The organism is Zunongwangia sp. SCSIO 43204 (genome assembly GCF_019904275.1).
In the GTDB taxonomy this organism is placed as follows: domain Bacteria; phylum Bacteroidota; class Bacteroidia; order Flavobacteriales; family Flavobacteriaceae; genus Zunongwangia; species Zunongwangia mangrovi.
In genome coordinates this window covers 3,957,431-3,983,737 of record NZ_CP063204.1, presented here as the reverse complement: position 1 = coordinate 3,983,737, position 26,307 = coordinate 3,957,431, and the positions used below count along the sequence as shown (strand labels likewise).

Annotated in this window: 26 protein-coding genes; 7 read left to right on the top strand and 19 right to left on the bottom strand. The window is 34.9% G+C overall.

Going from position 1 to position 26,307, the window contains the following annotated elements:
* Positions 1–36: 36 nt before the first annotated feature.
* From INR75_RS17595 to INR75_RS17535, 13 genes are all read right to left on the bottom strand, one after another.
* Positions 37–489: a hypothetical protein gene (locus tag INR75_RS17595; RefSeq protein WP_223089835.1), complete on the bottom strand. Its 453-nt coding sequence runs from the start codon at positions 487–489 to the stop codon at positions 37–39.
* Positions 490–519: 30 nt separating this feature from the next.
* Positions 520–1,062 carry an STM3941 family protein gene (locus tag INR75_RS17590; protein ID WP_223089834.1) on the bottom strand — a complete coding sequence of 181 codons (543 nt, stop codon included), beginning with the start codon at positions 1,060–1,062 and terminating at the stop codon, positions 520–522.
* 33 nt (positions 1,063–1,095) lie between these two features.
* Positions 1,096–2,034 carry a hypothetical protein gene (locus INR75_RS17585; RefSeq protein WP_223089833.1) on the bottom strand — a complete coding sequence of 313 codons (939 nt, stop codon included), beginning with the start codon at positions 2,032–2,034 and terminating at the stop codon, positions 1,096–1,098.
* A gap of 79 nt (positions 2,035–2,113) precedes the next feature.
* Positions 2,114–2,779 carry a spermidine synthase gene (locus tag INR75_RS17580; protein ID WP_223089832.1) on the bottom strand — a complete coding sequence of 222 codons (666 nt, stop codon included), beginning with the start codon at positions 2,777–2,779 and terminating at the stop codon, positions 2,114–2,116.
* Positions 2,776–3,183 (bottom strand): hypothetical protein, encoded by a 408-nt coding sequence (locus INR75_RS17575; protein WP_223089831.1) that lies wholly within the window; start codon positions 3,181–3,183, stop codon positions 2,776–2,778. Before INR75_RS17575 ends, INR75_RS17580 begins: the two co-directional genes overlap by 4 nt.
* Positions 3,183–3,734, bottom strand: a complete 552-nt coding sequence (locus tag INR75_RS17570; RefSeq protein ID WP_223089830.1) for a hypothetical protein — start codon at positions 3,732–3,734, stop codon at positions 3,183–3,185. The genes INR75_RS17575 and INR75_RS17570 overlap by 1 nt, the downstream gene beginning before the upstream one ends.
* 66 nt (positions 3,735–3,800) lie before the next feature.
* Positions 3,801–4,310: a hypothetical protein gene (locus tag INR75_RS17565; RefSeq protein ID WP_223089829.1), complete on the bottom strand. Its 510-nt coding sequence runs from the start codon at positions 4,308–4,310 to the stop codon at positions 3,801–3,803.
* Between the two features lie 186 nt (positions 4,311–4,496).
* Complete coding sequence (locus tag INR75_RS17560; RefSeq protein ID WP_223089828.1) at positions 4,497–5,162, bottom strand: DNA-binding response regulator; 666 nt, start codon at positions 5,160–5,162, stop codon at positions 4,497–4,499.
* Positions 5,163–5,272: 110 nt separating this feature from the next.
* Positions 5,273–7,180, bottom strand: coding sequence for a tetratricopeptide repeat-containing sensor histidine kinase (locus tag INR75_RS17555; RefSeq protein ID WP_223089827.1), 1,908 nt, complete (start codon positions 7,178–7,180; stop codon positions 5,273–5,275).
* 126 nt (positions 7,181–7,306) lie between these two features.
* Positions 7,307–8,014 carry a putative quinol monooxygenase gene (locus tag INR75_RS17550; RefSeq protein ID WP_223089826.1) on the bottom strand — a complete coding sequence of 236 codons (708 nt, stop codon included), beginning with the start codon at positions 8,012–8,014 and terminating at the stop codon, positions 7,307–7,309.
* Between the two features lie 484 nt (positions 8,015–8,498).
* Positions 8,499–9,071 (bottom strand): hypothetical protein, encoded by a 573-nt coding sequence (locus tag INR75_RS17545; RefSeq protein ID WP_223089825.1) that lies wholly within the window; start codon positions 9,069–9,071, stop codon positions 8,499–8,501.
* A 299-nt stretch (positions 9,072–9,370) separates the two neighbouring features.
* Positions 9,371–9,829 carry a hypothetical protein gene (locus tag INR75_RS17540; RefSeq protein ID WP_223089824.1) on the bottom strand — a complete coding sequence of 153 codons (459 nt, stop codon included), beginning with the start codon at positions 9,827–9,829 and terminating at the stop codon, positions 9,371–9,373.
* Positions 9,830–9,852: 23 nt separating this feature from the next.
* A complete protein-coding gene (locus tag INR75_RS17535) occupies positions 9,853–10,239 on the bottom strand; it encodes a hypothetical protein (RefSeq protein ID WP_223089823.1) in 387 nt (128 codons plus the stop codon).
* A 292-nt stretch (positions 10,240–10,531) separates the two neighbouring features.
* Between INR75_RS17535 and INR75_RS17530 the strand changes: the two genes are divergently transcribed.
* Positions 10,532–11,383 carry a CHRD domain-containing protein gene (locus tag INR75_RS17530; RefSeq protein WP_255584582.1) on the top strand — a complete coding sequence of 284 codons (852 nt, stop codon included), beginning with the start codon at positions 10,532–10,534 and terminating at the stop codon, positions 11,381–11,383.
* Between the two features lie 137 nt (positions 11,384–11,520).
* Positions 11,521–12,168: a response regulator transcription factor gene (locus INR75_RS17525; RefSeq protein ID WP_223089821.1), complete on the top strand. Its 648-nt coding sequence runs from the start codon at positions 11,521–11,523 to the stop codon at positions 12,166–12,168.
* Here the strand turns inward: INR75_RS17525 and INR75_RS17520 are convergent.
* Complete coding sequence (locus INR75_RS17520) at positions 12,161–12,379, bottom strand: hypothetical protein (protein WP_223089820.1); 219 nt, start codon at positions 12,377–12,379, stop codon at positions 12,161–12,163. The two genes, INR75_RS17525 and INR75_RS17520, sit on opposite strands and share 8 nt — an antisense overlap.
* 225 nt (positions 12,380–12,604) lie before the next feature.
* Between INR75_RS17520 and INR75_RS17515 the strand changes: the two genes are divergently transcribed.
* Both INR75_RS17515 and INR75_RS17510 read left to right on the top strand, forming a co-directional pair.
* Complete coding sequence (locus INR75_RS17515; protein WP_223089819.1) at positions 12,605–13,378, top strand: helix-turn-helix transcriptional regulator; 774 nt, start codon at positions 12,605–12,607, stop codon at positions 13,376–13,378.
* Positions 13,379–13,523: 145 nt separating this feature from the next.
* Positions 13,524–14,177 carry a hemolysin III family protein gene (locus INR75_RS17510; protein ID WP_223089818.1) on the top strand — a complete coding sequence of 218 codons (654 nt, stop codon included), beginning with the start codon at positions 13,524–13,526 and terminating at the stop codon, positions 14,175–14,177.
* A 152-nt stretch (positions 14,178–14,329) separates the two neighbouring features.
* Here INR75_RS17510 and INR75_RS17505 read toward each other — a convergent pair whose 3' ends face one another.
* The 3 genes from INR75_RS17505 to INR75_RS17495 form a co-directional block, all read right to left on the bottom strand.
* Positions 14,330–15,610, bottom strand: a complete 1,281-nt coding sequence (locus INR75_RS17505; protein WP_255584581.1) for a carboxypeptidase-like regulatory domain-containing protein — start codon at positions 15,608–15,610, stop codon at positions 14,330–14,332.
* A gap of 125 nt (positions 15,611–15,735) precedes the next feature.
* The gene (locus INR75_RS17500; protein WP_223089817.1) at positions 15,736–18,759 is read right to left on the bottom strand and encodes an AAA family ATPase; all 3,024 of its coding nucleotides are present in this window, start codon (positions 18,757–18,759) and stop codon (positions 15,736–15,738) included.
* 1 nt (position 18,760) lies between these two features.
* Complete coding sequence (locus tag INR75_RS17495) at positions 18,761–19,984, bottom strand: exonuclease SbcCD subunit D C-terminal domain-containing protein (protein ID WP_223089816.1); 1,224 nt, start codon at positions 19,982–19,984, stop codon at positions 18,761–18,763.
* Positions 19,985–20,312: 328 nt separating this feature from the next.
* Between INR75_RS17495 and serA the strand changes: the two genes are divergently transcribed.
* On the top strand, positions 20,313–22,205 hold the full coding sequence (gene serA / locus INR75_RS17490) for a phosphoglycerate dehydrogenase (RefSeq protein WP_223089815.1): 1,893 nt from the start codon (positions 20,313–20,315) through the stop codon (positions 22,203–22,205).
* 89 nt (positions 22,206–22,294) lie between these two features.
* Here serA and INR75_RS17485 read toward each other — a convergent pair whose 3' ends face one another.
* Positions 22,295–23,236 (bottom strand): oxidoreductase, encoded by a 942-nt coding sequence (locus tag INR75_RS17485; protein ID WP_223089814.1) that lies wholly within the window; start codon positions 23,234–23,236, stop codon positions 22,295–22,297.
* Positions 23,237–23,709: 473 nt separating this feature from the next.
* On the opposite strand from INR75_RS17485, the gene INR75_RS17480 reads away from it, so the two are divergent.
* Positions 23,710–24,621, top strand: a complete 912-nt coding sequence (locus INR75_RS17480; protein ID WP_223089813.1) for a L,D-transpeptidase — start codon at positions 23,710–23,712, stop codon at positions 24,619–24,621.
* 47 nt (positions 24,622–24,668) lie between these two features.
* Entirely contained in the window at positions 24,669–25,415 is a 747-nt protein-coding gene (locus INR75_RS17475) for a hypothetical protein (protein WP_223089812.1), read from the top strand.
* A gap of 72 nt (positions 25,416–25,487) precedes the next feature.
* Here INR75_RS17475 and INR75_RS17470 read toward each other — a convergent pair whose 3' ends face one another.
* Positions 25,488–26,279, bottom strand: a complete 792-nt coding sequence (locus tag INR75_RS17470; protein ID WP_223089811.1) for an HAD family hydrolase — start codon at positions 26,277–26,279, stop codon at positions 25,488–25,490.
* Positions 26,280–26,307 lie beyond the last annotated feature (28 nt).

Sequence of the window (26,307 nt, the reverse complement as noted above, 5' to 3'; positions counted from 1 at the left end):
AGTATTGTAAAAATAGAATTACTTTTTTTGATTAAATCACATTTCAATATTCATTTGTCTTCCTTCTTTTTCGGCTTTTTTATCCATTTGAGCGCCAACCAACATTCCAATACAAAGGCCAATAGGCAGACCTATTCCTAAGAAAGCCATATTATCAAATGCGAAACCAAAAGCAACACCAAGAGGAATTCCAAAAGCCGACATACCTAAAGGCATCCAGGTTTTCTTGTAATAATTTTTAGGAACCAGGTTTTGCTCCTTTTCTATGATCTGAAGCATTTTTAGCTGACTTTTCTTTATCTGAAGGTTCAGTTTTTTAAGAGGAGCTTCGTTAATTTTATCGATTTCTGGATTCAAGTTTTCAATCACTTCATCGGTTAGATCTTGTTGTTTTAATGCGTCAAGAAACCCCATAAACTGAGAGAAACTTTTATAAGCTTTTTTATTTTGTCCTATATCAGCTCTGGGAGCTATTTTTTCTAATTCCATTGAAAAAATCTGTGCGGTAAATTAAACCAATTATTCGTTAAACTTAAATTTGCGATAGTTTTCCTTTACTAACTCGGTTGTGGTTTCAGCATCCAATTGTAACGAATTTAGAGTAATACTAAAAGGAGTTTTAGCTGTTAATGAATTAAGTTTTAGAATGATCTTTTTCCAAATTGGTGATTTTCGAAGGTATTTTTCAGGATCTTTTACAGTGATCAGTAAGAACTTTCCAGAATAGATGTTTTTAGCTTCAATTTCCAGAATATCTTTCCATTCGATAAGCCCAACACTACTTGCGTTAGTTTGGTCTATAATCCCTTCATTATTCATGTATAGTGCCTTATCGTCTTTCCGTTTAAAAAGTAATAATGCAGTGATACCACCAAAAAATAGAAAGCTAAAAGTAGTTAAACCACGCACCACTACTGGTGCATAAGAATCTGGAGTTTTGGCGTAAAGATCTGCGTTAATAAAGATGATAATCGAAGCGATCACAAAAACCAAACCTGCAATGATCAGGTGATTTTGTTTTTTAATATCAGAAGATATGGAGATGGGATCTATATGTGTCATAATAACTAACGTTTTTGTATAAATTTAATTTATTTATTCTAAAACCTGCAATTTCTCTTGTTCTTTTTCTTTAATATTATTTACCAAGCTTTGCAGCTGGTTTTTAAGCATGGTTTCTATTCTGGAAACCTGTAAATACACGCGTTGAACGTGAGATTTTGATTTTGAAATTTTTTCCTGAACGATAAAATCGAAAATGAGTCCGTCGAAAAAATAATCACCAAACGTATTAAAGTTGCCAATGTCGATAGATCCATCTACACGATCTGGAATGTCTACATCTTTTAATTCTCGTGCAAAATTATCAAGATGAAATTGCGCCTTAGAAATCCCAAGTTTCGCATCATCGATCTTGCCGTGCTTAATAGCGGTAGAAATCAAACCACCACCAATCATATCTAAAGTTCCCCAACTTTCTGCAGATTCCAATTGCTTAAAGGTTTCGTTTAGATAATGCAATACAGGTTTGGAAGCTTCTAAGGCCTCGTTTGTTTCCTGGATTTGTAACTCATTTTTCTCGATTTCGGCTATAATTTCTTGTAGATCTTTAGCACGCTCATCCTGTAGTGATAGCAAGAACTCTTCTTTTTCCTGAAGTAAGATTCGATATCTTTCTTCGGAATTTTTTATAAGATCGATTTCTATCTGAAGCTTTGCAATATCTTCTTCGATCAATTTAATTTCTTCGATCGCTTCGTCATATTGTAGTTTTGCTTTTAGGTATTCCTGCCGCTCTTTTTCCTGTTTTTCGTCTTTATTCCCCAAAATGTTATAAAAAAGGGAGGTTAGATTCAGTTCATCAAGTTTTTTAACATCGCGTTGTTCTTTTTCCAGTATCTCTTTTAACTTGGTGCCACGTGCTTTTTTAGCTTTTAAGCGCGAATGAGATTCTTTAAAATTAGCGCGTAATTTATCTAATTTCGACTTTAATAATCTTTGTTTTTGAAATTCTTCCTTCTTTGGAAATTGCATAGCTTCATGTTTTAGAAAAATAGATCATTTTTCTAAAGTATAGGTAGCGATTTTAGTAGAAATGTTACAGAAAGTAGGCCTAAATAGAGGTGAAGCGGTTTCTTTTAGCCAGTAATAAGCGGTTTATGTCTTCAACTTTTTCAAATTCTTCAACTTTAAATTTCTCATCGGCTTTAAAGAATTGAGTAACTTTTTTGCTTTTATCACCGGCTTTTTGATTAAAACCTAAATTAAAAAGTAGCGAGTTTTGGCAAATTTCACTTAGATTTTGGCAGAATTCTTCAGAAAGAAAAGCCTCGGGAATTTCAGCATCAATAAATAGATCTACAATAATAAGATCGTAAAATTGATCTCTATTTTTTACAAAATCGAATGCATCAGATTTATGAATGTTGAGATTTTTTATTGCTGAAATATCAAATTCGGTCTTAGCGATATCAATTATTTTCTTGTCGATCTCTACCGCGTAAATTTTTCCGAAGAAATTAAACTTTTCCTGAAGCGATCTTACCACGCTACCACCGCCCAGGCCTAAAATTAAAACCGATTCTATTTGGCGAAAATCGATAAAATTTAGTCCGTTTTCTAAAACTTTTTGAAGTGCTCCGTAAGAATAATTGGCGTTTTTGGTGTCTAAAACCTTTTTGCCATCGATCCAAGTAACTTCTAGTTTGCCACTAAAGTCTGAATCTTTTTTAGCCGTAATTGGCCATAAATAGCTTAAAATTTGTTTCAGTTTATTCAATACTCTTTCTTTTTAATTCCGCGATGTTCAATAAGTTTCGCAAGCCCTATCGCTATTAAGACCGAGATGCAGGCAGTTGTTCCCAAAGCGCCACCAAATCCGTTAAAAAATTTACCGGTATTTATATAAATCAGGCTAAAAACCAGTCCTGAAATCGCCACATAAATCCATTTTGAAATAATCTTGATTGAAACCATCCCAACAAATGAAGCACCGATAAAAAAAAGCGGAATTTGTTTTGTAAGAAACACTGAAAGCAAATTAGGGAAACAATAGAAAAATAGTCCGATGATCAGCGAGGGCAGGGCAGAGGCTCTAACCGCTCCTTTAGCTTTATGGTTGTTGATAAACCAGGTAAGCAGTGCTCCAAATATGCCGGTAAAAATGAGAATAGCTGCTTCCATTAAAATAAAAGATAAACGATTAACGACGACAAAGCTACGCCGCCAAAAGCGATAGATCCCAGCTTTCCGCCAAATCCGTTAAACACATTTTTTGCTGAAATAAATAATGCTCCGGTTAAAAATGCACTAAAAATTATAAACGTATATCCTAAGGATACTGCGGGAGCCGTCATCCCCACAAATGCACCACAGTAGGCAGCTACAGGAACTCTTTTAATCCACGAAGATTTTCTAAAAATAACAGGTAAATAGGAAGCTACTGTACCCGTAAAACCAGCCGCGATCACAGCACCTAATTCCAGATCTACGCTAATAAAATAGGTGAGTAAAGCTCCTAAACTAACGTAAACGATATCCTGAAGATCGTTTAGAAAATGTGCTTCTTCCTGGGTGTTTTTGTGATAATAAGCATAGGTGATTAGCCCCGTAGAAATAATGATCCCAGATATAAGCCAAAAATTGTGTACTTTTTCGAACAATATCGACAATAGGAAAGCCAGATGGCAGGCTACAAATAAAAAAAAGGCTAAGATTCTAAAGATCCTGATCAAGACTAAATTTTTAGCAAAGATAAGACCTCAAGATTAATTGATTAAATCTAATTTGTACCCTATTTTTTATGAGCTAAACTGCTTATTGAATGTTTTAGCTTTTTGTAATAGATAAATACTATAAATAAGGCTTCCTACAATAATTAATTTATAAATAATGCCGCGCATTGCGAGATCTGGATCTAAAATAAAGTTGACGGTATACAAACCTAAGATCATGCCTAAAGGGAAAACGCTAAAAAACATAGGACTTTTTTTTAGCAACAATCCGCATATTACAAACCCCAAACCTAAAATAAGGTTTATGGAAATCGTGAAAACATCAACTTCTATAGTTGAAGACAAAATGGAAACCAGAATAAATAAAAAGTTATATCCAGATATTAAAAATAAGATTTTTTTGCTGCGGGAAAGGGCTTCTTCAGCATCATTTATCACACTTTTTTTATTGATAAACTGGGCAATATGTTTTGATTTTTCCTGAGTACTCCCGGTGAACGGAAACCTGCAATTGGTACAATTAGAAACATTAATTTCCTGAGGTTCTTTGCAGGCAGGGCATTGAATAGATGACATTTACTGTTCGTTTTTTGATTGAATTTTAGCCGAAAATTGGAATAAAAAGAAAATGCCAACAGATCATGTTTATCGCCCTACTCGATAAACGTCCCTATCAGCATTTCTAATTACAAATTTAGTATTACAACTTAGTAATCCAATACGGTTTTCCGTAAAAATTACATCTCTAAGTGTTAAATTTTATCAGATGATTTTCAGGTCTTTGGCCATGCTTATTAATTGCGGATTGGTACGTGCACCAAAGTCTTCTTTTAGGTCTTTTAATCTTTTTTCAATAGAACTTTTACTGTGTGGATAAGTGCCTTCCTTTTTAAATTTCACATGAATTTCTTCCTGGGTATATCCATCAGAAAGTAGCTTTAGAATTCTCACTTCATAATCTGCGATCTGAACGATATTATCTTGTTTTAGCGCATCTTTTAAAGATTTTGGAAGAAATTTTTCATCGTTATAAACTTTTACGATGGCATCCTTCAAATTTTGCATTCCATTGCGATCCTTGCAAATGTACGCATCTATCTTTTCAGAATCCCATAAACGAGAGATCGTAGTAGGATGATCTTCAACAGAATGAACAATGATCTTTAAAGCTGGGAAATCCTTCTTTAATTTCCAGATCAATTCTTCTCCATTTTCAATTTTTTCCTGTCTAAAATCTTGTTTAAAGCTAAGATCACAGATTAGCAGATCGATCGGGTTATTGTCTAACTCTGCTTTCTTGCACCTTAAAAAAGCCTGATCACAATACTGTGTATTTTCGATCTCCTTAATACCTAAAGAGCCTAATAGCTGCGTTACCGCAATATTTACGCTGTCCAGGTCTTCTGCAATTAAAACATGTTTAAACATGAGCTTGTTGTTTACTTAATTATCGAGATTCAATATTTGAGGCTTGCCTCAATATTTTAGTTCTTTTAAATTGTATTCCTACCGGTTTGCCTAAGTTAATTTGCCTTAAATTAGCTAGGAATTTTAATTTTTGCTGAAAATCCAGCATCGGGTTCGGTTTCAAAGGTAAAACTTCCACCAATGTCTTTAATACGGTTTTCCGTATTAGCTAATCCCGAAGTCTTTTTTAATGCTGAAGTTTCAAATCCAATTCCGTTATCGCGATAAATGATCTCTATAAATTTGCCCTCTTTTATAAAACTAATGATCAAACTTGAAGCCCGGCTATGTTTTCTGGTATTTACCAATAGTTCCTGCAAAGCCCGATAAATAACGATCTTTTGAGGCTCTTTGATTAGATCCCAATTTATAGCACTGAAACCATTCATAATTAATTTTATATGATTTCCGCCGGTTTTTGAGATCATATAAAATAGATCGTCCTTATAATTTTCGTTAGTTCTTATAGCTGCGTTTTCTCTAGAAATATCCCGGGTGCGGCGATAAACATTTTCAAGTTTATCTAAGATGCCATCATTTTTTTGTTCCTGAAGCTGCGACATGATCTGGTACACATCATTGGCTAATTCGTCGTGAACTTTTTTTGCGAGCTGTTTTTCGGTTTTATAACGCTCATTAAGTTTTTCTCGTTTGTAGCGCTGCTGAAGAAAAATATAGATTCCTACACCTAAAAGAATAAGCAGGATTATAACAAAAATAGCCACCAATTTTTGATTTTTTTGCTGAAGCAGGTCTAACTTTTGAGCAGCCGATAATTCCTGTAAGTTATTGATTTCAGCTAGTTTTTGCTCTTCGTCATATTTAATCTTAGCGAACAGATTTTTGGCATTTATTCTGGCTTTCTTTAAACTACCACTTAGTTTAATATAGTCTTGAGCATACGATTTACTCGAGTTTCCTTCAGAAAGATCTACTAAATGATCCAGGGCGAGAAGACGATCATCATCAGACTTTGCTTTTTTTGAAGCATCCAAAAGTTTTTCAGCATAGACTTTAGCAAGGGGAGATTTTTCTTTGCTATATATCGATGTTAGATGAGCATAACTCGCTAATAACCCAGAATAGTCTTTCCAAGCTTCTCTTTTTTTAGCAATGATTTTAAGCGAATCAATTTCCCTGATTCCATTGCTTAACCATTTATAAAAAAGGTGATTTTCTTTAGCTCTAGCCCAATTGATGCTATCTTTGGCGGGAATTTTAGAAATTTCTTGCCAGATATTTAAAGCCTTCTCGTATTCTTTCAAATCGGCATGTATCAGGGCGATATTGTTTAAAATTGTAACTTTTTCTTTTGAAGCAGTAGCGTGATCTAGCGCATTCTGAAATTCTTTTAAAGCTTCTTCACGGTCGCCTAATCGCCGATAAGTAATAGCTAAAGAATTATATAAACTAACCAGAAATGCCGAATCCTTGGTATACTGCAGTAATTCTAAAGCCTTGGTATTATTTTGCTGACTTCCCGCTAGATCTCCCAATCTTTCTTGGGCTATTGCAACTTCAACAAGGCGCTTACCCGCTTTAATGGAGTCGCCTCCCAAGAGATAATATTGCTGCGCTTTGTACATATTTTCCAGAACATTGTCAAATTGTTTCTTAGAAAGAAATGTTCTTGCTTTTCTGTAATATGACTGAGCAATAAGTAATGTGTCCTTATTTTTTTGTGCAAGATTCCGCATTTTATTCGCAAAGAAGAATGCTGAATCGTATTCCTTTATATAAATTGAATAGTAGATTTGATGGTCTAAAATATATGGTAGAATAGTATCTGAAACCTTCACTTCTTTTGAAGCCTGCCGGTAGAAATCTAGTTTTTGAGAAATATCATCGGTTTTTTTACCTTTTTCGAATAAAATATGAGCTTTGCTATTGTTTTTTTGGCTTATTGGCTTTGTTTCTTTTTGGCAGCTAAGGCCTAAAAATAGCGGAAGCAGAAGAAGGATTTTAAGTTTCGCGAGCATGACGCAAAAGTAAGTTTTTAAGCTGAAATGCTTTCTGAAATTATATGCGAATACGTTAAAAAATGGAATAGAAAAGCCGCAATATCAAATTGACATTGCGGCTAAATTTTTACTCGGCATAGATTATTATTCTGAGATATTTTTTAAAACTTCTTGGTTTTGCTTAGGATCTTCAGTTAATAATCCCTCCAGATCTTTATTTAGCTGAAGACTGTAATCATTCTGCAAGTGAGCCTTATGAACTTCAGGATCTTTCCAACGCTCTAGTACTACAAATTCATTTTCATTATCAGCATTTTGATAAATATTGTAGCCTAAATTGCCTTCGGCATTTCTGGCTTCAGGTATAGCTTTGTTCATGGCCTCGATAAAAGCGGTTTTCGTATTCGGTTTTGTAGTAAACCATACGATAATGTTTTGCGCATTTTCTTCAGGAGTTACTGTAGTAGTAAGTTCAGCAGGAATTTCAGCAATCTCATTTAGCATTGTAGATTCTAACATTTGCATTGTAGCTGCTGGTGCAATACCATCAACAGATCTGGCATAAACTTTTTCCTGGTGTGCTTCCCAGGCTGCTTTATCTTTGAAGCGTTCTAGAAGATAAACAGTGTAGTCGTTTTCTTTTCCAAAAAGTGTGGAGGATATATTTCCTTCTTCTTTTTGCGACTGTGCTACATTGATTCGCATTAGTGACAAAAAGCTGTCGTAACCGCCTTCGCGTAAAGGCAATTTTGTAAGTTTCTGAAAGCTTTTTTCTTCCTGGGCATTAGAAAAATTAGCGCCTCCAATGGCCAGCAGTAAAAACAAGATAGCTTTAAAATACATTCTTTTCATATTTCTAGATTCAAGGTTTCCTCTAAACGAAGATACCATTTAATAGAGATTTCTTTTTAAAGCTATGTTAATTCTGATTTTCAGAACGGTCTCGAGTATGGACAGATGCGGTTTGATTGGCCAGGTTGTGTCTGCCAAAAAGTATAGCTAAAAACATCGAATATTGATTGAGGATTTAGGTGAAGTTGACCATACGCATTTTTAGCAACTGGCTTTCTTTTAATTAATTTATTTGCTTTTTTATTTCTTAAGCATCAAAAATATACAGACAATAAATGTAACTAAGTAAATAATACCTAAAACTGTCTTTCTAAACGTAAAGGTTTGGAATCAAATTTACGAAGCAATGCCATTCCAATTGGTAAAACCAAAATTGCATATTTAAACCGATTTTATTCTTCATTTTTTAATTTTTAAGATTATCATCAAATTATCCGCAGAACATAAAGCCGCAATTGTTGTGATACCTTGTTGGCAACTGGCTTTATTCCGTATCAATCTCTTTCAATAATTTTTCGTAACTCTGTATTAGTCTTTTTTCTTGTAAAACAATGTCTGTCATTGCAACTGCTAAAAATCCGTAAACTTTTCTATCACCATTATCGTCTTCTTTAAAGTCAATTTTCATCATCAAATTTGACAGTATGAGTTGATTAAAATCTTTATATGCTGATTGCATAGTGTAGATTTCGTTAATCTCCTGAATTTCTTGAAATTTTAAACTGTTGATAAGTCCAGTTTGAATTCCTGTGTCAAAAGCACCATTACCTAAAATAACGGTTCGAGTTCCCTTAAAAAACGGCGGTAATGTTTTCATTTCAATATTGTCTGAATTTTGAATAATTCGTGAGCTATCTCTAAGCATTATGTGATAATTTAATACCTCGGAAATTTTTGATTTGTTTGATTTTATTTCGGTTATAATGTTTTTTCTTAAGAGTTCTGTTTGAGATTTCCTTTTATTCGTTTCTGACCAATTTGATAAAACGAACCCCAAATAAACTCCAATCATAACGGGTATTATTTGTACTAAAATTTCTCCAATTTTCTTTTTCATCTATTAAGTTTTAGCTTGTTGTCCAACGGTTTCAGGTATGAACAGTTGCGAGTAGATTTGCCAGGTTATGTCCTTTTAAAAAAATATAGCTAAAAACATCGAATATCGATTTAGAATTTAGCCGCAGTTGGCTATATGCATTGTTACCTGCTGGCTTTTTTATTTTGTTTGATAAATCATTTCATAGTCGTGTGCTGTAACAAACATTGGAAATTCAGTCCATTTCTTTTCATTTGATTTAGCACTCTGATAGGTTTTTCTAAAAAGTTCCTGCAATCTTAAAATGATTAATAATTCCGCTACTTCATATGCTTGTTCGATTTCAGGTATTTCAATTTTTTGTTTTTATAAACGTCTTCGTAAACTTTTTGTAAGTTCTCAAATCCAGTTATAGTCAAATCGTTTTTTGTTAGATGGTCATAATCAGATAACCAGTCATAATCTTCTTGTTCAATTTTGCTAAATGAAAACAAGTCTATAAACCAACGGTCATAATTTATTGTAAATCCGTTCATTTCACAGTAAAAGGCCTTTAGTTTTTTTCCAAAACTCAAAGCGTATTTTAATTTAACGATTGAGTAAAATTTAGAAATATACTTGTCCAAATCCGATTCCATATGCAGAAGGTTCATTCCAATCAGTTGATGGAAATCAGTTTGCGGAATCTTGCTCAATTCCGTTTCTGCTATTTGTATTGTAGAATCTAATTCATTTCGCTTCAAGTATCCGTTAAGTTTATCTTCTAAATCAAAGTTCATTGGTTGGTTTGGCTTGAAGGCAACTATTGCTTATCAGTACTTTTTTGATCGTAAATTTTCACGAATTTGCTCACAACTTTCTCGGTATTTTTTAGAAGCTTTTCAGCATCTTTAGATTTACCGGTAACGCTAAATTTAAAATTGTCGTAGCTAAATTTACCTTTTTCTTTTTTATCAGGATTTTGATATGCAATTGAAAATTTAAATTCCTGGTCGGCTTCATTTTCATTAAAGAACTCCAGCATTTCTTCCCAGTCAAAGTTTCTGAGATCATCAACATTATCGGTATCAATATTTATAGCAGTGACGTTGTTCGAGAAGATACTATCGTTTTTGGCTTCATCACGCTGTGCAAATGTGGTAAGAGAAAGTGTTAGGAATGTCGCAAAAAGTAGAAATCTTAACTTCATTTTGATTAGAATTTAAGTTTAAATTTTCAATTAGGTATTTTAAAAACTTAGTTGTTTGAAATTAAACATTTTAATTAAAAAAATAAATTTAATTGCAGATTATTTTGATTTCATTGCTTCTTAGTGATAAAAATTAAATTTTAGTTAAACTTAAAAAATTAAGTTTTGAGCTTCAGATTGTTAGGTTTTCGTCCTTTTTTTAACAATAAAATTACGCAACCCAAGAGCCCGTTATCCATCTATACTACGAAAACCAAAAACCAATTTGTTAACCTTAAAATTGAAAAATACAATGAAAAAATTTGGTGTTTTATTAATTGCCTTTTTAGGCCTTGTATCTTGTAGTAATGACGATGATGCAAATGTGAATCCGCCTTTTGAAGGTCAAACCAAGGAGTACGATCTGGGAGCAGTAGGAGAATCTGGAGTTTCTGGAACAGCTACTTTCGACGAAAATGAGGATGGCTCTGTAACTATTACCTTAGATCTGGATGGAACTACAGATGGGGCAATGCACCCGGCACACGTTCATTTTAATTCTGCTGCTGAAGGTGGAGAAATTGCGATTAGCTTAGAACCGGTTGATGGAGATACCGGCATTAGCGAAACAACCGTAGAAATGTTAGATGACGAGGAGACTTCAATATCTTTTGAAGATCTAATTGATTTCGATGGTTACATTAACGTTCACGCAAGCGCAGACGACCTGGAAACTCTTGTGGCACAAACCGATATTGGTAAGAATGAACTAACTGGTGAGTCACAAACTTATGGTCTTGCTGAAGTTGATGTGGCAGGAGTAAGCGGCACGGCTACTTTTTATGAAAGAGAAAGTGGTGAAACTTTAGTAGAATTAGATTTAGATGGTACTACTGAAGGTAATACGCACCCGGCACACATTCACATGGGAGCTGTTGCAGATGCTCCCGGTGACATCGCAATTACATTAACCTCTGTAGATGGAGCAAGTGGGATGAGTCTTACTAACGTAACCATTACAGATGGTACAGACGATGAAGAAGGCACCGCAGTATCTTACGACGATCTAATAGCTTATGATGGTTATGTTAACGTTCATGCAAGCGTAGATGATCTTGCAACCATAGCTGCTCAAGGTGATATAGGAGCAAATGCTACTGAATAATAGTGCGCTTTTAATTTTAGATTAGAAGAAAAGCCTGGCGAAAGCCGGGCTTTGTTGTTTTCTATAAATACGGCAATTGCCTTTTTTCGATGAACACTAGGTTTAGCTAATTTTAAATAAGAATTTAAAACTGAAAAATGATAAGAATAGGTATTGTTGATGATAATTATTTTTTGCTGAAAGCATTAGAAGAAAAGATCTCTTTTTTTGAAGATCTATCGCATAAGTTTTCAAGTAATTCGGGTGCTGAGGTTTTAGAATATTTAGAACTTCAACCCAATATAGATCTTATCCTTATGGACATTGAAATGCCCGGAATAAATGGTATTGAGGCAACTGGGATCATTAAAAAACGATATCCCCAGATAAAAGTGATCATGCTCACCGTTTTTGATAACGAAGAGCATATTTTTAATGCGATAAAAGCTGGAGCCGATGGTTATTTATTAAAAGATACAGCGCCTGAAGATCTATACGAAGGTATTAAAGAAACAATTGAAGGTGGCGCTGCCATGAATCCCAAAATCGCTAAAAAGACACTAAAATTGTTACGGCATCCAGATCTTAGCACCTTGTCGATCGCTAGTGAACAAATAAATTTAAGTGTTCGAGAAACCGAAATTTTAGAACAACTCGCCAGTGGTTTAAGCTATACTAAAATTGCTGAAAATCTTTTTATATCACCCTCTACAGTAAGAAAACATATAGAGAATATTTATAAAAAGTTACAGGTGCACAGCAAGCTGGAAGCTGTCGAGAAGGCTCGAAACTATAATATTATTTAGTGGGTTGCAGGCTATTTAAAAGATCGGCGATTACAAAACCAATAGCATCATGTCTTTCTTCGGCTTTATCCATAAACTGAATTTTCCCCCAACCTCGTACATCACAAACTAATAATCCGTTTGCATCTTTTATGCTTTGTCCAAGTTGGTCGTAGCTTACCGGGAAACTCAATGTATCGAGTAGCGTTTTTGTTTGTTCTGGTAATGTCATTTGTTTTTTTGCAAAATTAATGGCTAAGGGCTTTCAAATGTTATTTAAGTTTTAAATGAAATGCGCTACGATTAATTTAGGATTAATTTTTAGAGGTATGAAAATTTAATGTCTTAGGAATATCAAGAACCGCTCATAGCAAGAGTTTTGAAAGTCTGTGCCCATGTTATTTAGAATTATTATTTGTTAAAAATCGACTAAATTTGATAAATTAAGTTTGTTTCAATGAAGAATCCCTTAGATCGATTTACCGAGATCTTTAGTGAAAATGCATATTTAGACTCGGCAGTGATCGCCCCACATATCGAACGTCTTAAAGAATTGGATAAGGTATTACCAACAAGTTCTACATTTTTAATGCTAACCAATACTATAGAGCAACGGTACGAGTATTTTACTAAGAATATCGAATTGGGAATGGGCGTTACCAGGGAAGAACTTTACAAAGAAGGTATTAAGCTATTTCTAGAAATGATCCATCCAGAAGAGGTAGAGCTTTGGTTAGTGATGATTCAGGAAATGACTAATTTTATTGCTGAAAATATTAAATTAGAAGATCGCACCAGGTTAGATATTCAGTATAATTACAGAATTAAAGTACCCAAGGAAGGCAAGTACCTTAATGTGATCGAAAATCAAATTCCGGTTCATTATACAGATGAAGGTCAGATCGCTCTCTGTTTTGGGCAGGTTACGTTAATAGGGCAGGATGAAGAACTTCCCATTCGAGGAAAAATTAGGATCCTAAACGAGAACAATCAATATGAAACGCTTTTCATAAAAAACTACTCAAAAGAAATCTATCTTGATGCCTTAACCAATCGAGAAAATGATATCGTAAGATTATTGGCGATGAATAACACCAGTAAGGAAATAGGGGATAAGCTTTGTATTAGCCACCAGACCGTCGACAAACACCGCAAAAATATTCTGAAAAAATTAGGCTTAAACTCTACACGAGATCTGGTTTCTAAATTAGAATATACTGTTTTAATTTAATTTCGGTTTAGCTTTATTTTGGGAACTCGCTTCCATGAGATTGTATATTTTTGATTAGAGAAATTATAAGCTTAACTGTCTAAGGCTTTTTGTAAAAGAATATCGATTACTATTTTCTAATCATTAATCTAGTTGGTCAATTAAATTGAGAGATCGCGATAGGATAAAATATTATACAAAATCAGAGGAACGTCTTAATGTAATTTCGCACGCACTGGGATTATTACTTAGCGTAGTTGGTTTAATTTTATTGATCATTAAAGCGGGACAGCTAAGTGCTATGGCACTAAAAGTAAGTTACTGGATCTTTGGTAGTAGTATGATCATCCTTTATACGGCATCTACACTTTATCATAGCGTAAGAGAGCGAAAATTAAGATATCGACTAAATATCTTAGATCACGCTTCTATTTATATTCTTATTGCCGGCACCTATACACCATTTTCTTTGGTAACTTTAGAAGGTACTGTTGGCTGGATTATTTTTTCTGTAGTTTGGGCGCTAGCTATTACGGGTGTAATTTTAAAATTGTTCTTTACGGGTAAATTTCAAACTTTAAGTACTATAATGTACGTAGCAATGGGGTGGATTATTGTTTTTGCAGTTAAGCCACTAATCAATAATTTATCTCAGGATGGTTTAATTTGGCTTTTTTCAGGCGGAATTTCATACACGATTGGCGCAATAATTTTTAGTATAGATAAGCTAAAATATAATCACGCAATATTTCATCTCTTTGTATTATTTGGTACTTTTTGTCACTTTCTGGCGATTTATTATCACGTAATTCCCAATTAAATCGAATAAAACTCATCTTCAAAAGAATTAAATTTATTCCATAAAAATACCGGGATAGAACTTTAAAACAACAAAAGTCTTATCCCGGTGTTCAACCCAAACAACTTAAACCATCTTTAGTCTTTTAGGTCTTTCCCAAAAGAGCTATATCTTTAATCGATTATTTTCTTCTGAATTTTTTCAATCGCGTTTTGAATGCTTTTATCGGGTTCGATAATATTATTACTTCCCCAAAAATCTACATCTGCAAAGCCGTCGATATCGTCTACCATTACTATGGCAGGTTTAATAAACTCTTCGTTGTGCGGTACGATGATATTTGCAACTTCCCATTCGGTAATTGCCATTTCGCTATGTACTTTGTAACGGGAGTTAAAAATCTTATGCTTCCAGTTCACTACAAATTCCAGATCTGCTTTTCCGTAGCCATAAAACCATTTTCCGTTATTTTCACGATAATCTACCTGATATTGTACATTATCTGGATAAACTTTTACACCATTAGGTTTTTTGCTCGTAAACATTCTACTTGCCGCGCGACGATTGTCGGTATTTAGATTGTATACCGCTTTTACCAAAGTGTAACTTTTACTATCGATAAACAACTTGCCAAAATACCATGGTTTTTCACGGTTTCTTTGTTTAAAATCTACCACGTAAAGAGTTCGCTCACCAATTTTGGTAGGCTCGGCATATTCAAAACTGTACAATCCTAGTTTATCAGTATCAAAAAGGAATTGAGGATATTTCATCACGTCTATATAAAGCGTGTTGAATGGACCACCGCGCAACTTTAGCGCAACTGTATCAAGTCGTTTATAATCGGTACTTTTTCTTGCCTTTAAAATAGCAATATCATCATCTTTACTAGAAAAATAAGGTTGCTTATGAAGTTCTGCTACTGCTTCAGATAACGAAATATTTCTGCTTCCCTTTTTAATGGTTTCCCTATAGAAAGCAGTCATTAAGGCTTCATCGCTTACATAATTTTCATCGCGATTATACATCATTTTGCGAACTAGTGAGGTCGCGTCACCTTTAGTATATACGTTCACTTCGGCTAATTCCTGAACGCTTTCCTGCATCGCAATGATCACGTTATTTCTTTTAAAATAATCTAGCTGAAGTTCTTTGGTCTGGTAACCCAATGCTGAAATACTGATCAAAGCATCCTGCATATCTGCCGGTAATTTTAAAGAAAACTCGCCATCAACATTCGATATGGTCGAAATCGTAGTTCCTTTTACATTAATATGAGCCGACTGGATTGGGTTTTCTGTAACCGAATTTATTACACGTCCTTTAAAAGACTGGTAAGGATCTCCGTTATTTTCTGCTGGAAGGCTTTTCGCCGTAACCGGACTCGCCATTAGGAAAGTCAGGAACCAAACAGAAAAACAAAATCGTAGTAGAGTATTGATTTTTGCATCCATGCTGTAAGGTTTTAATTTAGAACTTGTTAAGTTTAACTAAATATATTATTAAATTATTAATTTGTCCATCTAAAAATGTTAAATTAATAACTAAAACCTTTTACGGATGCAAAATAATTAAAATATCAACCTTTTATAGTGATCGAGCTATAGCCTTGCCCATTTCTGCTAAGCATAACCTGCGTGGCAATTCGCTCTTTTAGAGAATCAACATGACTAATAATTCCGATAGTTTTCGACGATTCTGCCTGTAATTTTTCCAAAGTATCCAGTGTTTGATCTAAAGTTTCTGGGTCTAGCGTTCCAAAACCTTCGTCGATAAACAAGCTGTTGATCTCTACATTTTTAGAAGCCAGATCAGATAAGGCAAGCGCCATCGATAAACTTAAAATAAAGGTTTCACCACCAGAAAGTGTTTTTACCGAACGTCGTTGCCCGCCCATATGCTCATCGATCGCCACTAAACCATCATCTTCTTCATCCAGTGGTTTGTCGATCACGTAACGATCACTAAGATCGGCCAGTCGTTTATTGGCTAAAGCAATAAGCTGGGTTAAAGTAAGATCCTGCGCAAATTCGTTGAATTTCCTTCCCGTTGCATCACCAATAAGTTCATTTAATAATCGCCAGCGCTTAATTTTCTGTTCTTTTTCGGCAATTCCAGCTCTAATTTTTTCTAGCTTTTGCAGGTTCTCTTTCTGATTTTCCAATTGTCTGTAAAGTCCTTTACAGGTCTCATTAATTTCATTTAACTCCTGGCGCTTTTTGCCGAGTTGCTCTTGCAATTCTGCTGAGGTTTCTTCGATATCCAGCTTTTGCTTTTCCTCTAATTGTTTTTGCAGCAAATTAAATGAGGTGGTAAGCTGGTCTAATTTTTGCTGAAGTTTTTCTCGCTGCTCCCTAAGTTGCAAATAGTCCCTTTCTGGTAATAAATTTTCCAAGGCCTGTTGCAAAGTTTCGTAGCCTTTTTCTTTTAAAACCGAAGAAAGCTCTTGCTCCAAATTCGATAATTCTGAAGCTAATTTTTGAAGCCTGATCTTCAAATTTTCCAGCTGCTCATCCAAAGATTTTTTCTCCTGCTGTAAAGTGGTAAACTGGCGATGATACAAACGATTTTTATCGCCAATATCATCACCTTTATATAAGTTCTCCTGTTCTGCCTTTAATTTAAAAGCGTCACGCAGCAATTCTTGTGCTTTTTGTTGATCTGGTATCGTATTTTGGGCAATTTGCAACTGTTTTTGCTCTTTTTCCCATTTTTCGATTACATCTATTTGCTCATTTAACGTTGCAATCTTTTGTTCCCAGCTTTTTTCAGATGCAAAATCAAAATCGGTAAATGTCGTTTTAAAAACAGCTCTTTTTTCTTCCAAAGTTGCCTTCCATTGCTGCTCTTCGTTTTCCAGTCTTTTTAATTGCTGCTGAAAATTCTCAAAATTCGCCTGGATTTTAGCCAAAATCGATGAATTTGCCTGAAATTCTTTTTGTAGCAATCCAATTTTTTCTTCTAATGCATTGTCTATTTCAGGTGCATGATCTGCGAAAGGATGATGTTTGGCGCCACACAGCGGGCAAGGTTCATCATCAATTAAATTATGGCGCAAATCTTCCAATCTTGCCTCGAGTAACTGATTTTTTTGCTGTAATTGTAAATTTTCGAGGTCTTTTTGCTGAAATTTTACTTTAGTATCTATCTTTTTTATTTGCTGCGGAAGCGCTTCGCTTTGTTTTTCGATATTGGTTTTTTCTGAAGCAATTCTTTTTAATTCATTGTCGGCTTGATCGATCTTTTCATTCGCTTTTTGCGCTGCTCGTGTTTTTTCGGTTTGCTCTTTTAGCTGAAATTTTAATGCTCCAGTATCGCTAAGATCAAAATTCGATAATTCAGCCTCATAATTTTTTATATGATTTGAAGCCGAATTGCCAATCGCCTGTAATTGTTTGATATTTTCATCTGGATTTTTACTGAAATCGATCGGTAGATCTGCAGTTTTCAGTTTAAATTCATCCATCAGTTTTTTATATTCGCGGCCTTTTTCTTTTCGTTCTTCTTCAAATTGCTGAATTTTCGCAGTAAATTCATTTAGCTTAATTTCAAAATCATTTGCTGAAACTTCCGTTTTTACCAACTGCGAAACTTCAGTAAGTAATCTTGAAAATGCCTGCTTATTTTGCCCAATTTTGACTTCTATTTCAGTTATTTCTTTCGCAATTTCGGCTTCGTTCTCTTTACCTTGTTTCCAGTTTCTCAGATCACCGGCATGCTCCTGTAAATTTTCGTGTGCGCTAAGGTTTTTGCCGTTGTTCTCGTTGAATTGCTTCAGACTTTTTTCGGCCTGCATTTTTTCTGAAGCAATCTTGGTGATATTTTCCTGCTGATTTTTAATTTCTTGCTTCAGATCAACGAATTTCGATAAACGCTGAATCTCTTTTTCCAAAGGTTCGCAGGCGGCTTGTTGTGTCTCGTAGTCTTTGGAAATTTCAGCATGATCTTCGTCATTCAGCATTGATTTTTGAATGATTTCGATTTCCTGCTGCTGCTGTAAAATTTCTTTACCAGCTTCTTTATTTTTTTCGTACGCTTTTTTCCCGAGTTCCCTGTAAATTCCCGTTCCGGTGATTTTTTCTAATAACTCGCCGCGCTCGGCTTTATTGACTTTTAAAAACTGCGCAAATTCACCCTGAGCCAGTAAAACCGCTTTAATAAACTGATTATAATTTAAACCGATCAAAGCTTCGTTTTTCGCCGGAACATCAGATTTTTTAAGATCGATCAATTTATCGGTCGCCAAGTCTGCAATTTCCATTTCGTAATCACGAAGGTTATCATTTCTATTGGTCGAAATTGACCATTTTGAAGCATAATTTCCCGACTTGCAACTGTAAGTTACCTGCGCAAAAGCTTCTTTTTGATTACGGGTAAGAATCGCACCTTTTGCGATAATTTCGTTTTTGGTGATTTTCCCCAATCTTGGCACGTGGTTAAAAAGTGCCAGGCAAATCACATCTAAAATCGTACTTTTTCCACTTCCGGTTGGGCCGGTGATGGCAAAAAGTGAACTGGCAGAAAATGGTTTATCGGTAAAATCGATTAGCTGCGGCCCGCGAAGCGAATTGATATTTTCGAATTCAATTTTTAATATTTTCATGCTAGTTGGCAGAGTTTTCAGATTGGTGAATTTCTTCTAAAATTTCGTTGAAAGCGCTCCAAATTTCATTTTTGGTATCTTCTTCATAATCATGCGCGCTAACTAATTCAGCAAAAACATCGGTAGGTTTTAGATCTTCCAGCTGTTGTGATTCTGCATATAACTCGGCTGTTCCCTTCAACTTATTTTTAAATTGTGCACGCTGCTTTACAATTTCGTATCCCGGTGTTTTAAAATTATTTACCAAAACATCGAGCGCATAGATCTTTTGGGCGTCATATTGTTCTTCGATCAAATCGACTTCAATTAAATAATCTAAATGATCGTGATCTTCCAGTGTATTTAATTTGAATTCAATATCGTTAAGATCGCCACTAATTTTAAGCAGTTTTCTAAAGTGAGGAACGGCTACACTTTTAGGTTCCCAGGAAATTTCAGAATCTAGAATGAGAATTCGTTTATCATCCTTGCGTTCGCTAAACGAAAGCGGAATAGGAGAGCCGCTATAAAAAACCGGAATTTCTGCGGAAACGCGTTGCGGTTTATGAATGTGTCCTAAAGCCACGTATTTGAAGAAATCGCCAAATTGAGAGGCATTAAAAGCCGCCTGATTCCCGATCTGGATGTCACGTTCACTCTCGGAAGTTTCGATGCCAGCAGCAAATAAATGTCCCATGGCTACAGCCGGAACTTCGGGAAATTGATTTTGGCAGATTTCAGCTGCTTTTTCAAAAGTATGCTGAATTCCGTTTCTAATCGCTTCAATTCGGTCTTCGTAAGTAATACCTTCGTTTGCGCTTCTTAGATCGGCATCCCGCAAAAACGGAATAGCTGCAACTACGAGTTCTGCTTTATTTTCAGCATTAAAAACAGGGATTATAGTTTCTTCAAGTTTTTCTGGCAAACCACCAATGATCGTAATATCGAGTTCGCGTAAAATTTCTTTTGGTGCATCCAGCATTGCCGGCGAATCATGATTCCCACCGGTAGCAATGATCTTACAATTTAGTTTTTGCAGTTTTATAAGCGACTGATAATACTGTTTGCGGGCATCAGACGAGGGATTGGCCAAATCGAAAACATCTCCCGAGATCAGTAAAAGATCTATTTTCGCTTCGAAAATTATCTGGCAAAGCCAATCGATAAATAATTCAAAATCGGCAAAAAGATCATGTTTATGCAGTTTTTTACCAATGTGCCAATCGGCGGTATGAAGAATTTTCATGCTGAAATTTCGGTTTAAAGAAGAAAATTAGGCGAACAATGGCAAAGGTATTCAAATAAAAATCCTTTTTAAATTCTACTAATACGATTTAGTCTAAATTCAGTAAAAATAATTTCAAGTTTAAAATTATTGGATTTTGAACAAAAACCTTTAAACCTTGCTTTTTATCTACAAAAAAACGGCAGGCAGAATAAAAAATAGAGACTTTCTAAAAAGCTTTGATTGCTTGTAATTTAAGTTTGATTTTTGCGAATTTAAGAGCGATAAACTCTAGTAAAAATAGTAGTTTTGGAGAACTCAATATTAAAAAGGGTAACGATACGAACTAATGGAAACTAAGAGGAATTACGTAATTGATTTCGACAGTACTTTTACGCAGGTAGAAGCTTTAGATGTTTTGGGAGAGATTTCCCTGGCAGATGCAAAAGATAAAGAGGCTAAGTTAGAAGAGCTAAAATCCCTAACCGATCGCGGTATGGAAGGAAAGCTGGCATTTAGAGACTCGTTAAGAGAGCGTCTTGATATCTTAGAAGCTGAAGAAAAACATCTAGAGCCACTAATCGAAAATCTAAAAACCCGAATTTCTAAATCCTTTAGACGTAACGAAGAATTCTTTAGAGAAAACAGGGACAATATTTATATAATGTCTAATGGTTTCAAAGAATTTATTATTCCTATTGTAGCAGAATTAGGTATTAAAGCAGAGCATGTTTTTGCAAACGATTTTGTGTTTGATGAAAACCGCAAAATTGTTGGTTTTAATACAGATAATGTGCTTAGTAGCAATAACGGAAAAGTAAAACAATTACAATCACTAGATCTACAGGGCGATGTTTATGTGATAGGTGATGGCTATACAGATTATGAGATCAAAGCAGCCGGACTTGCCAATAAATTTTACGCCTTTACCGAAAATGTGGAGCGAGATAAGGTTACAGAGAAAGCCGATCATATCACTCCTAGTTTCGATGAATTTTTATATCTCCATAAAATGAATAAAGCGATTTCGTATCCAAAAAACCGAATTAAAGTTTTACTTCTTGAAAATGTGCATGCAGATGCTTTAAAGATTATGAAAGAAGAAGGCTATAATGTACAAACTGTAGCCGGTGCTTTGGACGAAGAAGAATTAAGTGAACAAATTAAAGATGTTCATGTTTTAGGAATTCGTTCTAAAACGCAGTTAACTAAGAAAGTATTAGAGAATGCTAATCGTTTAATGGCAGTTGGTGCTTTTTGTATTGGGACCAATCAAATCGACCTTGAAGCCTGTTTAGATAAAGGTGTGGCAGTATTTAATGCGCCGTTTAGTAACACGCGATCTGTAGTAGAATTGGCGATAGGAGAAATTATTTTCTTAATGCGTAATTTATCAGACCGTATTGCTGAAATGCACAAAGGAGTTTGGAATAAATCGGCTACCGGAAGTTTTGAAGTCCGCGGTAAAAAACTGGGAATTGTTGGTTACGGTAACATTGGAGCACAACTTTCTGTAATGGCAGAAAGTATGGGATTTGATGTTTACTATTATGACCTTGTAGAGCGCTTAGCTTTAGGTAATGCTACAAAATGCAGTTCTTTAGATGAGCTTTTACAAACTGTAGATATTGTAACATTCCACGTAGACGGAAGAAAAGAGAATAAGAATATCATTGGAGATCGTGAACTTTCTTTAATGAAAGACGGTTCTTATTTATTGAACTTAAGCCGTGGATCTGTAATTGATATTGAAGCTTTGCATAAACATATTTCTTCAGGAAAAATAAAAGGAGCAGGGGTAGATGTTTTCCCTAAAGAGCCAAAAACGAATCAGGAAGAATTTGTTTCGAAGTTAAAAGGATTGCCAAACGTAATTCTTACTCCGCATATTGGAGGAAGTACAGAAGAAGCCCAGGAAAATATCGGGAATTTTGTTCCGGGTAAAATTATAGAATATATAAATACGGGAGGAACCACTAATAGTGTGAACTTCCCTAATTTACAGTTGCCAAGATTAGAAAATGCACACAGGTTAATTCATATTCACCATAATAAACCTGGTATTATTGCGCATATCAACAGGATTTTGGCAGCAAACGACATCAATGTAGTTGGGCAACATCTTAAGACCAACGAAACCATTGGTTATGTGATCACCGATATTAATAAGAAATATGATAACGATGTGATCAAAGAATTAAAAGGGATAGAAGGAACGATACGTTTTAGAGTTCTTTACTAGACTTTTCTTTTTATTATATGTGAGCAAAAAGCAGCATCGAAAGATGCTGCTTTTTAGTTTTTGAGTGTTTTATATTTTAAAATAAGTGCTTACGAGGCCTGAGCTTTTGGTTCATCGTTATTTTTGAAATATTTAAAATTCACTATTTCTTCTGAGAGCTTCCACAGTTTTTTAGCCTTATGTTTATCCTTCGAATTATAATCTGAATCTACGATAACAGGATGTCCTTTATATTGTTTTTTCCCTGAAGGGCCAATATATTCTGCACCATTAAGTGTGTCGTCCAGGCATGCACGTAAAGTAGGAAGAGCGCCTTTTTCAGCAGATTGTGAAAAGAAAGGCATAAGAACAGGCGATAAGAATTTAGCCCACTTCGGCAGGTTTCTCATCAGGTTAGTCTTAGAAACTCCGGGATGAGCTGCATAAGAATGCATATCGTAACCTTTTTTAACCAGTTTCTTATCTAAATGATAGGCAAAAATCAAACAGGCCAGTTTGCTTTGTGCATAAAACTGTCTCCTGTCATATCCTTTTTCAGCATTAAGATTGTCAAAATGAATATCGCCCCAACGATGTGCAAGACTGCTTAAACTAACTACGCGAGATCTAAAAGATTTTTCTAATACCGGGATTAAAAGACCGGTAAGTAAGAAATGCCCAAAATAGTTGGCTGCCATTTGTAATTCTAAACCATCTTCGGTTTTTTGAAAAGGCGTCATCATTACACCGGCATTGTTTACTAAAATATCAAGTTTATCGAATTTTGCTTTATAATCTTTCGCAAAAGATCGCACAGAAGAAAGGCTGGCAAGATCGATTTCCATAAGTTCTAATTGAGCTTCAGGAATACTTTGTAAGATCTTTTGCTTCGCATTTTCTGCTTTACTTAAATCACGACAGGCCATAATTACTTTTACACCAACACTGGCTAGACCTTTTGTGGTCTCGTAACCAATACCAACATTGGCACCGGTAACGATTGCAATTTTACCTTCCTTGTTTTTAGCTTTACTTAAAGACCAAAAGTTCATAGGGGAAATATTGTTTGAGGTTTTGATTTGAATTTTTTCGGTAAAGCATTTATAAAATGCTATTTATTGTAGGGAATGGTCGGTTATAAAATTTAATTCTGGTCAAATTTCTTTTACAATTTTAGCATTGCGCAAGCAATATTTTAGGTCATTAGAATGTCATTTTTAATGGCATTCTGGCATAAATGTAAAACTCAAAAATGACTTATTTTGTTAAATAGGATATAATTCCGAATTCACGAATTTTCTGCCTTTCAAATTAAATTATATTCGACATAAGTAGCTTTAAATTAGCATTATCGTTGTATTAATTAAGTAGGAAAAGTTGTCTACGGTATTTTTCAATATTTTAATTAGATTTTATTCTTAATAAGAATTCAACAAATAATTAACTCGTTGTTAGTAGATTCAAGGAACCTTATAACCTAATTTTGCTGATTACTATTTAATCCACAAACTTAGGATTGAACTATATGATGACGAAAATCTACAAAAACACCACAATTTTAATATTACTAACCTGCGCTTTGGTTGCTTGTAATAAAAAAGAAGAACCAAAGGAGCCTGTTAATATTCCGGTTAGCGTATTAGATACCATAAAGATAGATCCACCTTTAGAAAGATTGGATGTAGTTTACAGTATCGATTCATTGCGTACCAATACAGCTTTAGATAGTTTTAATAATCGATTTACAGAGGAGCAGCGTAAGATTATCTATGCATTAAATAGAATCGACAAACGTAAAGTTTGGGCCGGTAAGCCTTTAGTTATACCAGATTCTATAAGTGCAGATCTTATGGATTATAGTCCGTTTCCTAAAGAATTAGGGATGGTAGATACAATTCCAAAACTGGTTTTGATCTCGCAACGTGTGCAGGCATTTGGTTTGTATGAAAGCGGTAAGCTTATAAAATGGGGACCAGTTAGCAGCGGTAAACGTTCTACACCAACTCCTAATGGATTGCATTACGGAAATTACAAAGCTAAACGAAAGGTAAGTTCTGTAAATAAAGATTGGATTCTTCCTTACTATTTCAATTTTATGAATTTTGAAGGAGTGGGGACGCATCAATATAGCCTACCGGGATATCCGGCGAGTCACGCTTGTGTAAGATTGTATATGGATGATGCTCATTTTATCTATGATTGGGCAAGTATGTGGAAGCTGCAAGGTACTAGCATCAGTGCAAACGGAACTCCTTTTATCGTATATGGAGAATACGATTACGATAATAAAAAGCCGTGGTTGCAGCTAGCCGATAGTGTAGAGAGTAATGACTTTTTAGAAGAAGAAATTAAGATTTTGAGAGATCATATCCAATCTTACCTTGATGATCCTAAAAATTTTATTATCGAAGAAACCCCTGAGGAGCCGTTAACCTAAACGCCAGATTTGATATCTTTTCTTATCTTTCGAGGAAAAGATATCTTATGAATTTTTCCAAACTTTTCGGTTTTGTATTTCTACTCGTTAGTTTTAGTAGTGTAGCACAAACAAATATTATGATTCGTGCCAAAGCCAAAGATGCCAAGTTTATTGGAACTTCGATTGGCGGAGCTAAGATCATTGTTAGAGATGCGCAAACTAAAGAAATTCTTGCTGAAGGAATCACCAAGGGAAGCACGGGGAATTCAGAAAAAATAATGAAGCAGCCAAAAGAGCGTTATCAAGATCTTTCAGAAAATAATACCGCAGGCTTTTTAGCGAAATTAGATGTTTCTAAGCCAACTTTTATTGAAGTTGAAGCCTACGCACCGATCAATAAAAAACAGGCAACCGTAAAATCTAGCACCCAACTTTGGGTGATTCCCGGGAAAGATATTATGGGAGACGGATTAGTTCTTGAAATTCCCGGTTTTGTAGTCGATATTTTGAGTCCGCAAACTCACGAACGTATTCCTGGAGAGATTTCTACGGAAATTAAAGCAAATATCGTGATGATGTGTGGCTGCCCGGTAGAAGAAGGTGGTTTATGGGATGCCAGTGGTTTTGAAATTAAAGCGGTAGTAGAAGCTGAAGGCTTTTTTAAAGAAGTAGAATTAAGTCAGACTGAAAAATCCAGTACATTTTCAGGAAATATCGATCTGAACAAGGGAAATTATACGATTACCGTGTATGCCTTCGATCCTAAAACCGGCAATAGCGGTTTAGATAAAACCAATATTATTATAAACTAAAATATCCCGCAAAAGCGGGATAAAATATAGGTTGAAATTATACAATTTCGATATTTCTTTTTAGACGTATAATTAATCTACCAGTCCCATTTCTTTAATGGTTCTTACCACTCCATTTTCGTTATTATCGTATTTAGTAACATAGTTACTTACTTTAATAATTTCAGGATGAGCGTTTTTCATGGCGTAGCTATACTTGGCATTTTGCATCATTTCAAGGTCATTTAAATAATCTCCAAAAACCATGGTTTCTTCAGGAGAAATATTTAACTCTTTTTGCACGCCTTTTATGGCATTCCCTTTATTGGCAGTGTTCGACATAATGTCTATAAATATTCTAGAAGCGATTGCTACCTTAAAATCTTCCTGAAATTTCTCGAATTTTGGGAATGTATTTTCTTCAACACCTTCAAAATTGCAAAGTGTAACCTTGAGCACTTTATCATCAACTTTAGTAAGATCGTCTACAACTTTTAGGCGTTTGTAATATTTACCAACTTCAGTAATAAATTCTTCATCATCATTTTCAGCATAAGCCGAATTTACTCCGCATAAAACCAGGTTGCAATTTTCGGCCTCGCGCCCAAGTTTAATAAACTCGTTTGCCTGCTCGCGATCCATGGTGTTGGTGTAAAGTTCTTTATCCTTATGAACCACATAGCTCCCATTTTCAGCAAAAAACATCATGTGGCCTTTAAGTTGCTCAAAATTTGACACCAGATTATAATATTGCCGCCCACTGGCTACAGAAAACATTATTCCTTTATCACGCAGCTTTTTTTCTACTTCCCAGAATTCTGGATGAATACGATGCTCACTATCAAGCAAGGTCCCATCCATATCTGTGATAATTAATTTGATCATAGACTATTTTTAAAAGCTTAAATATAGC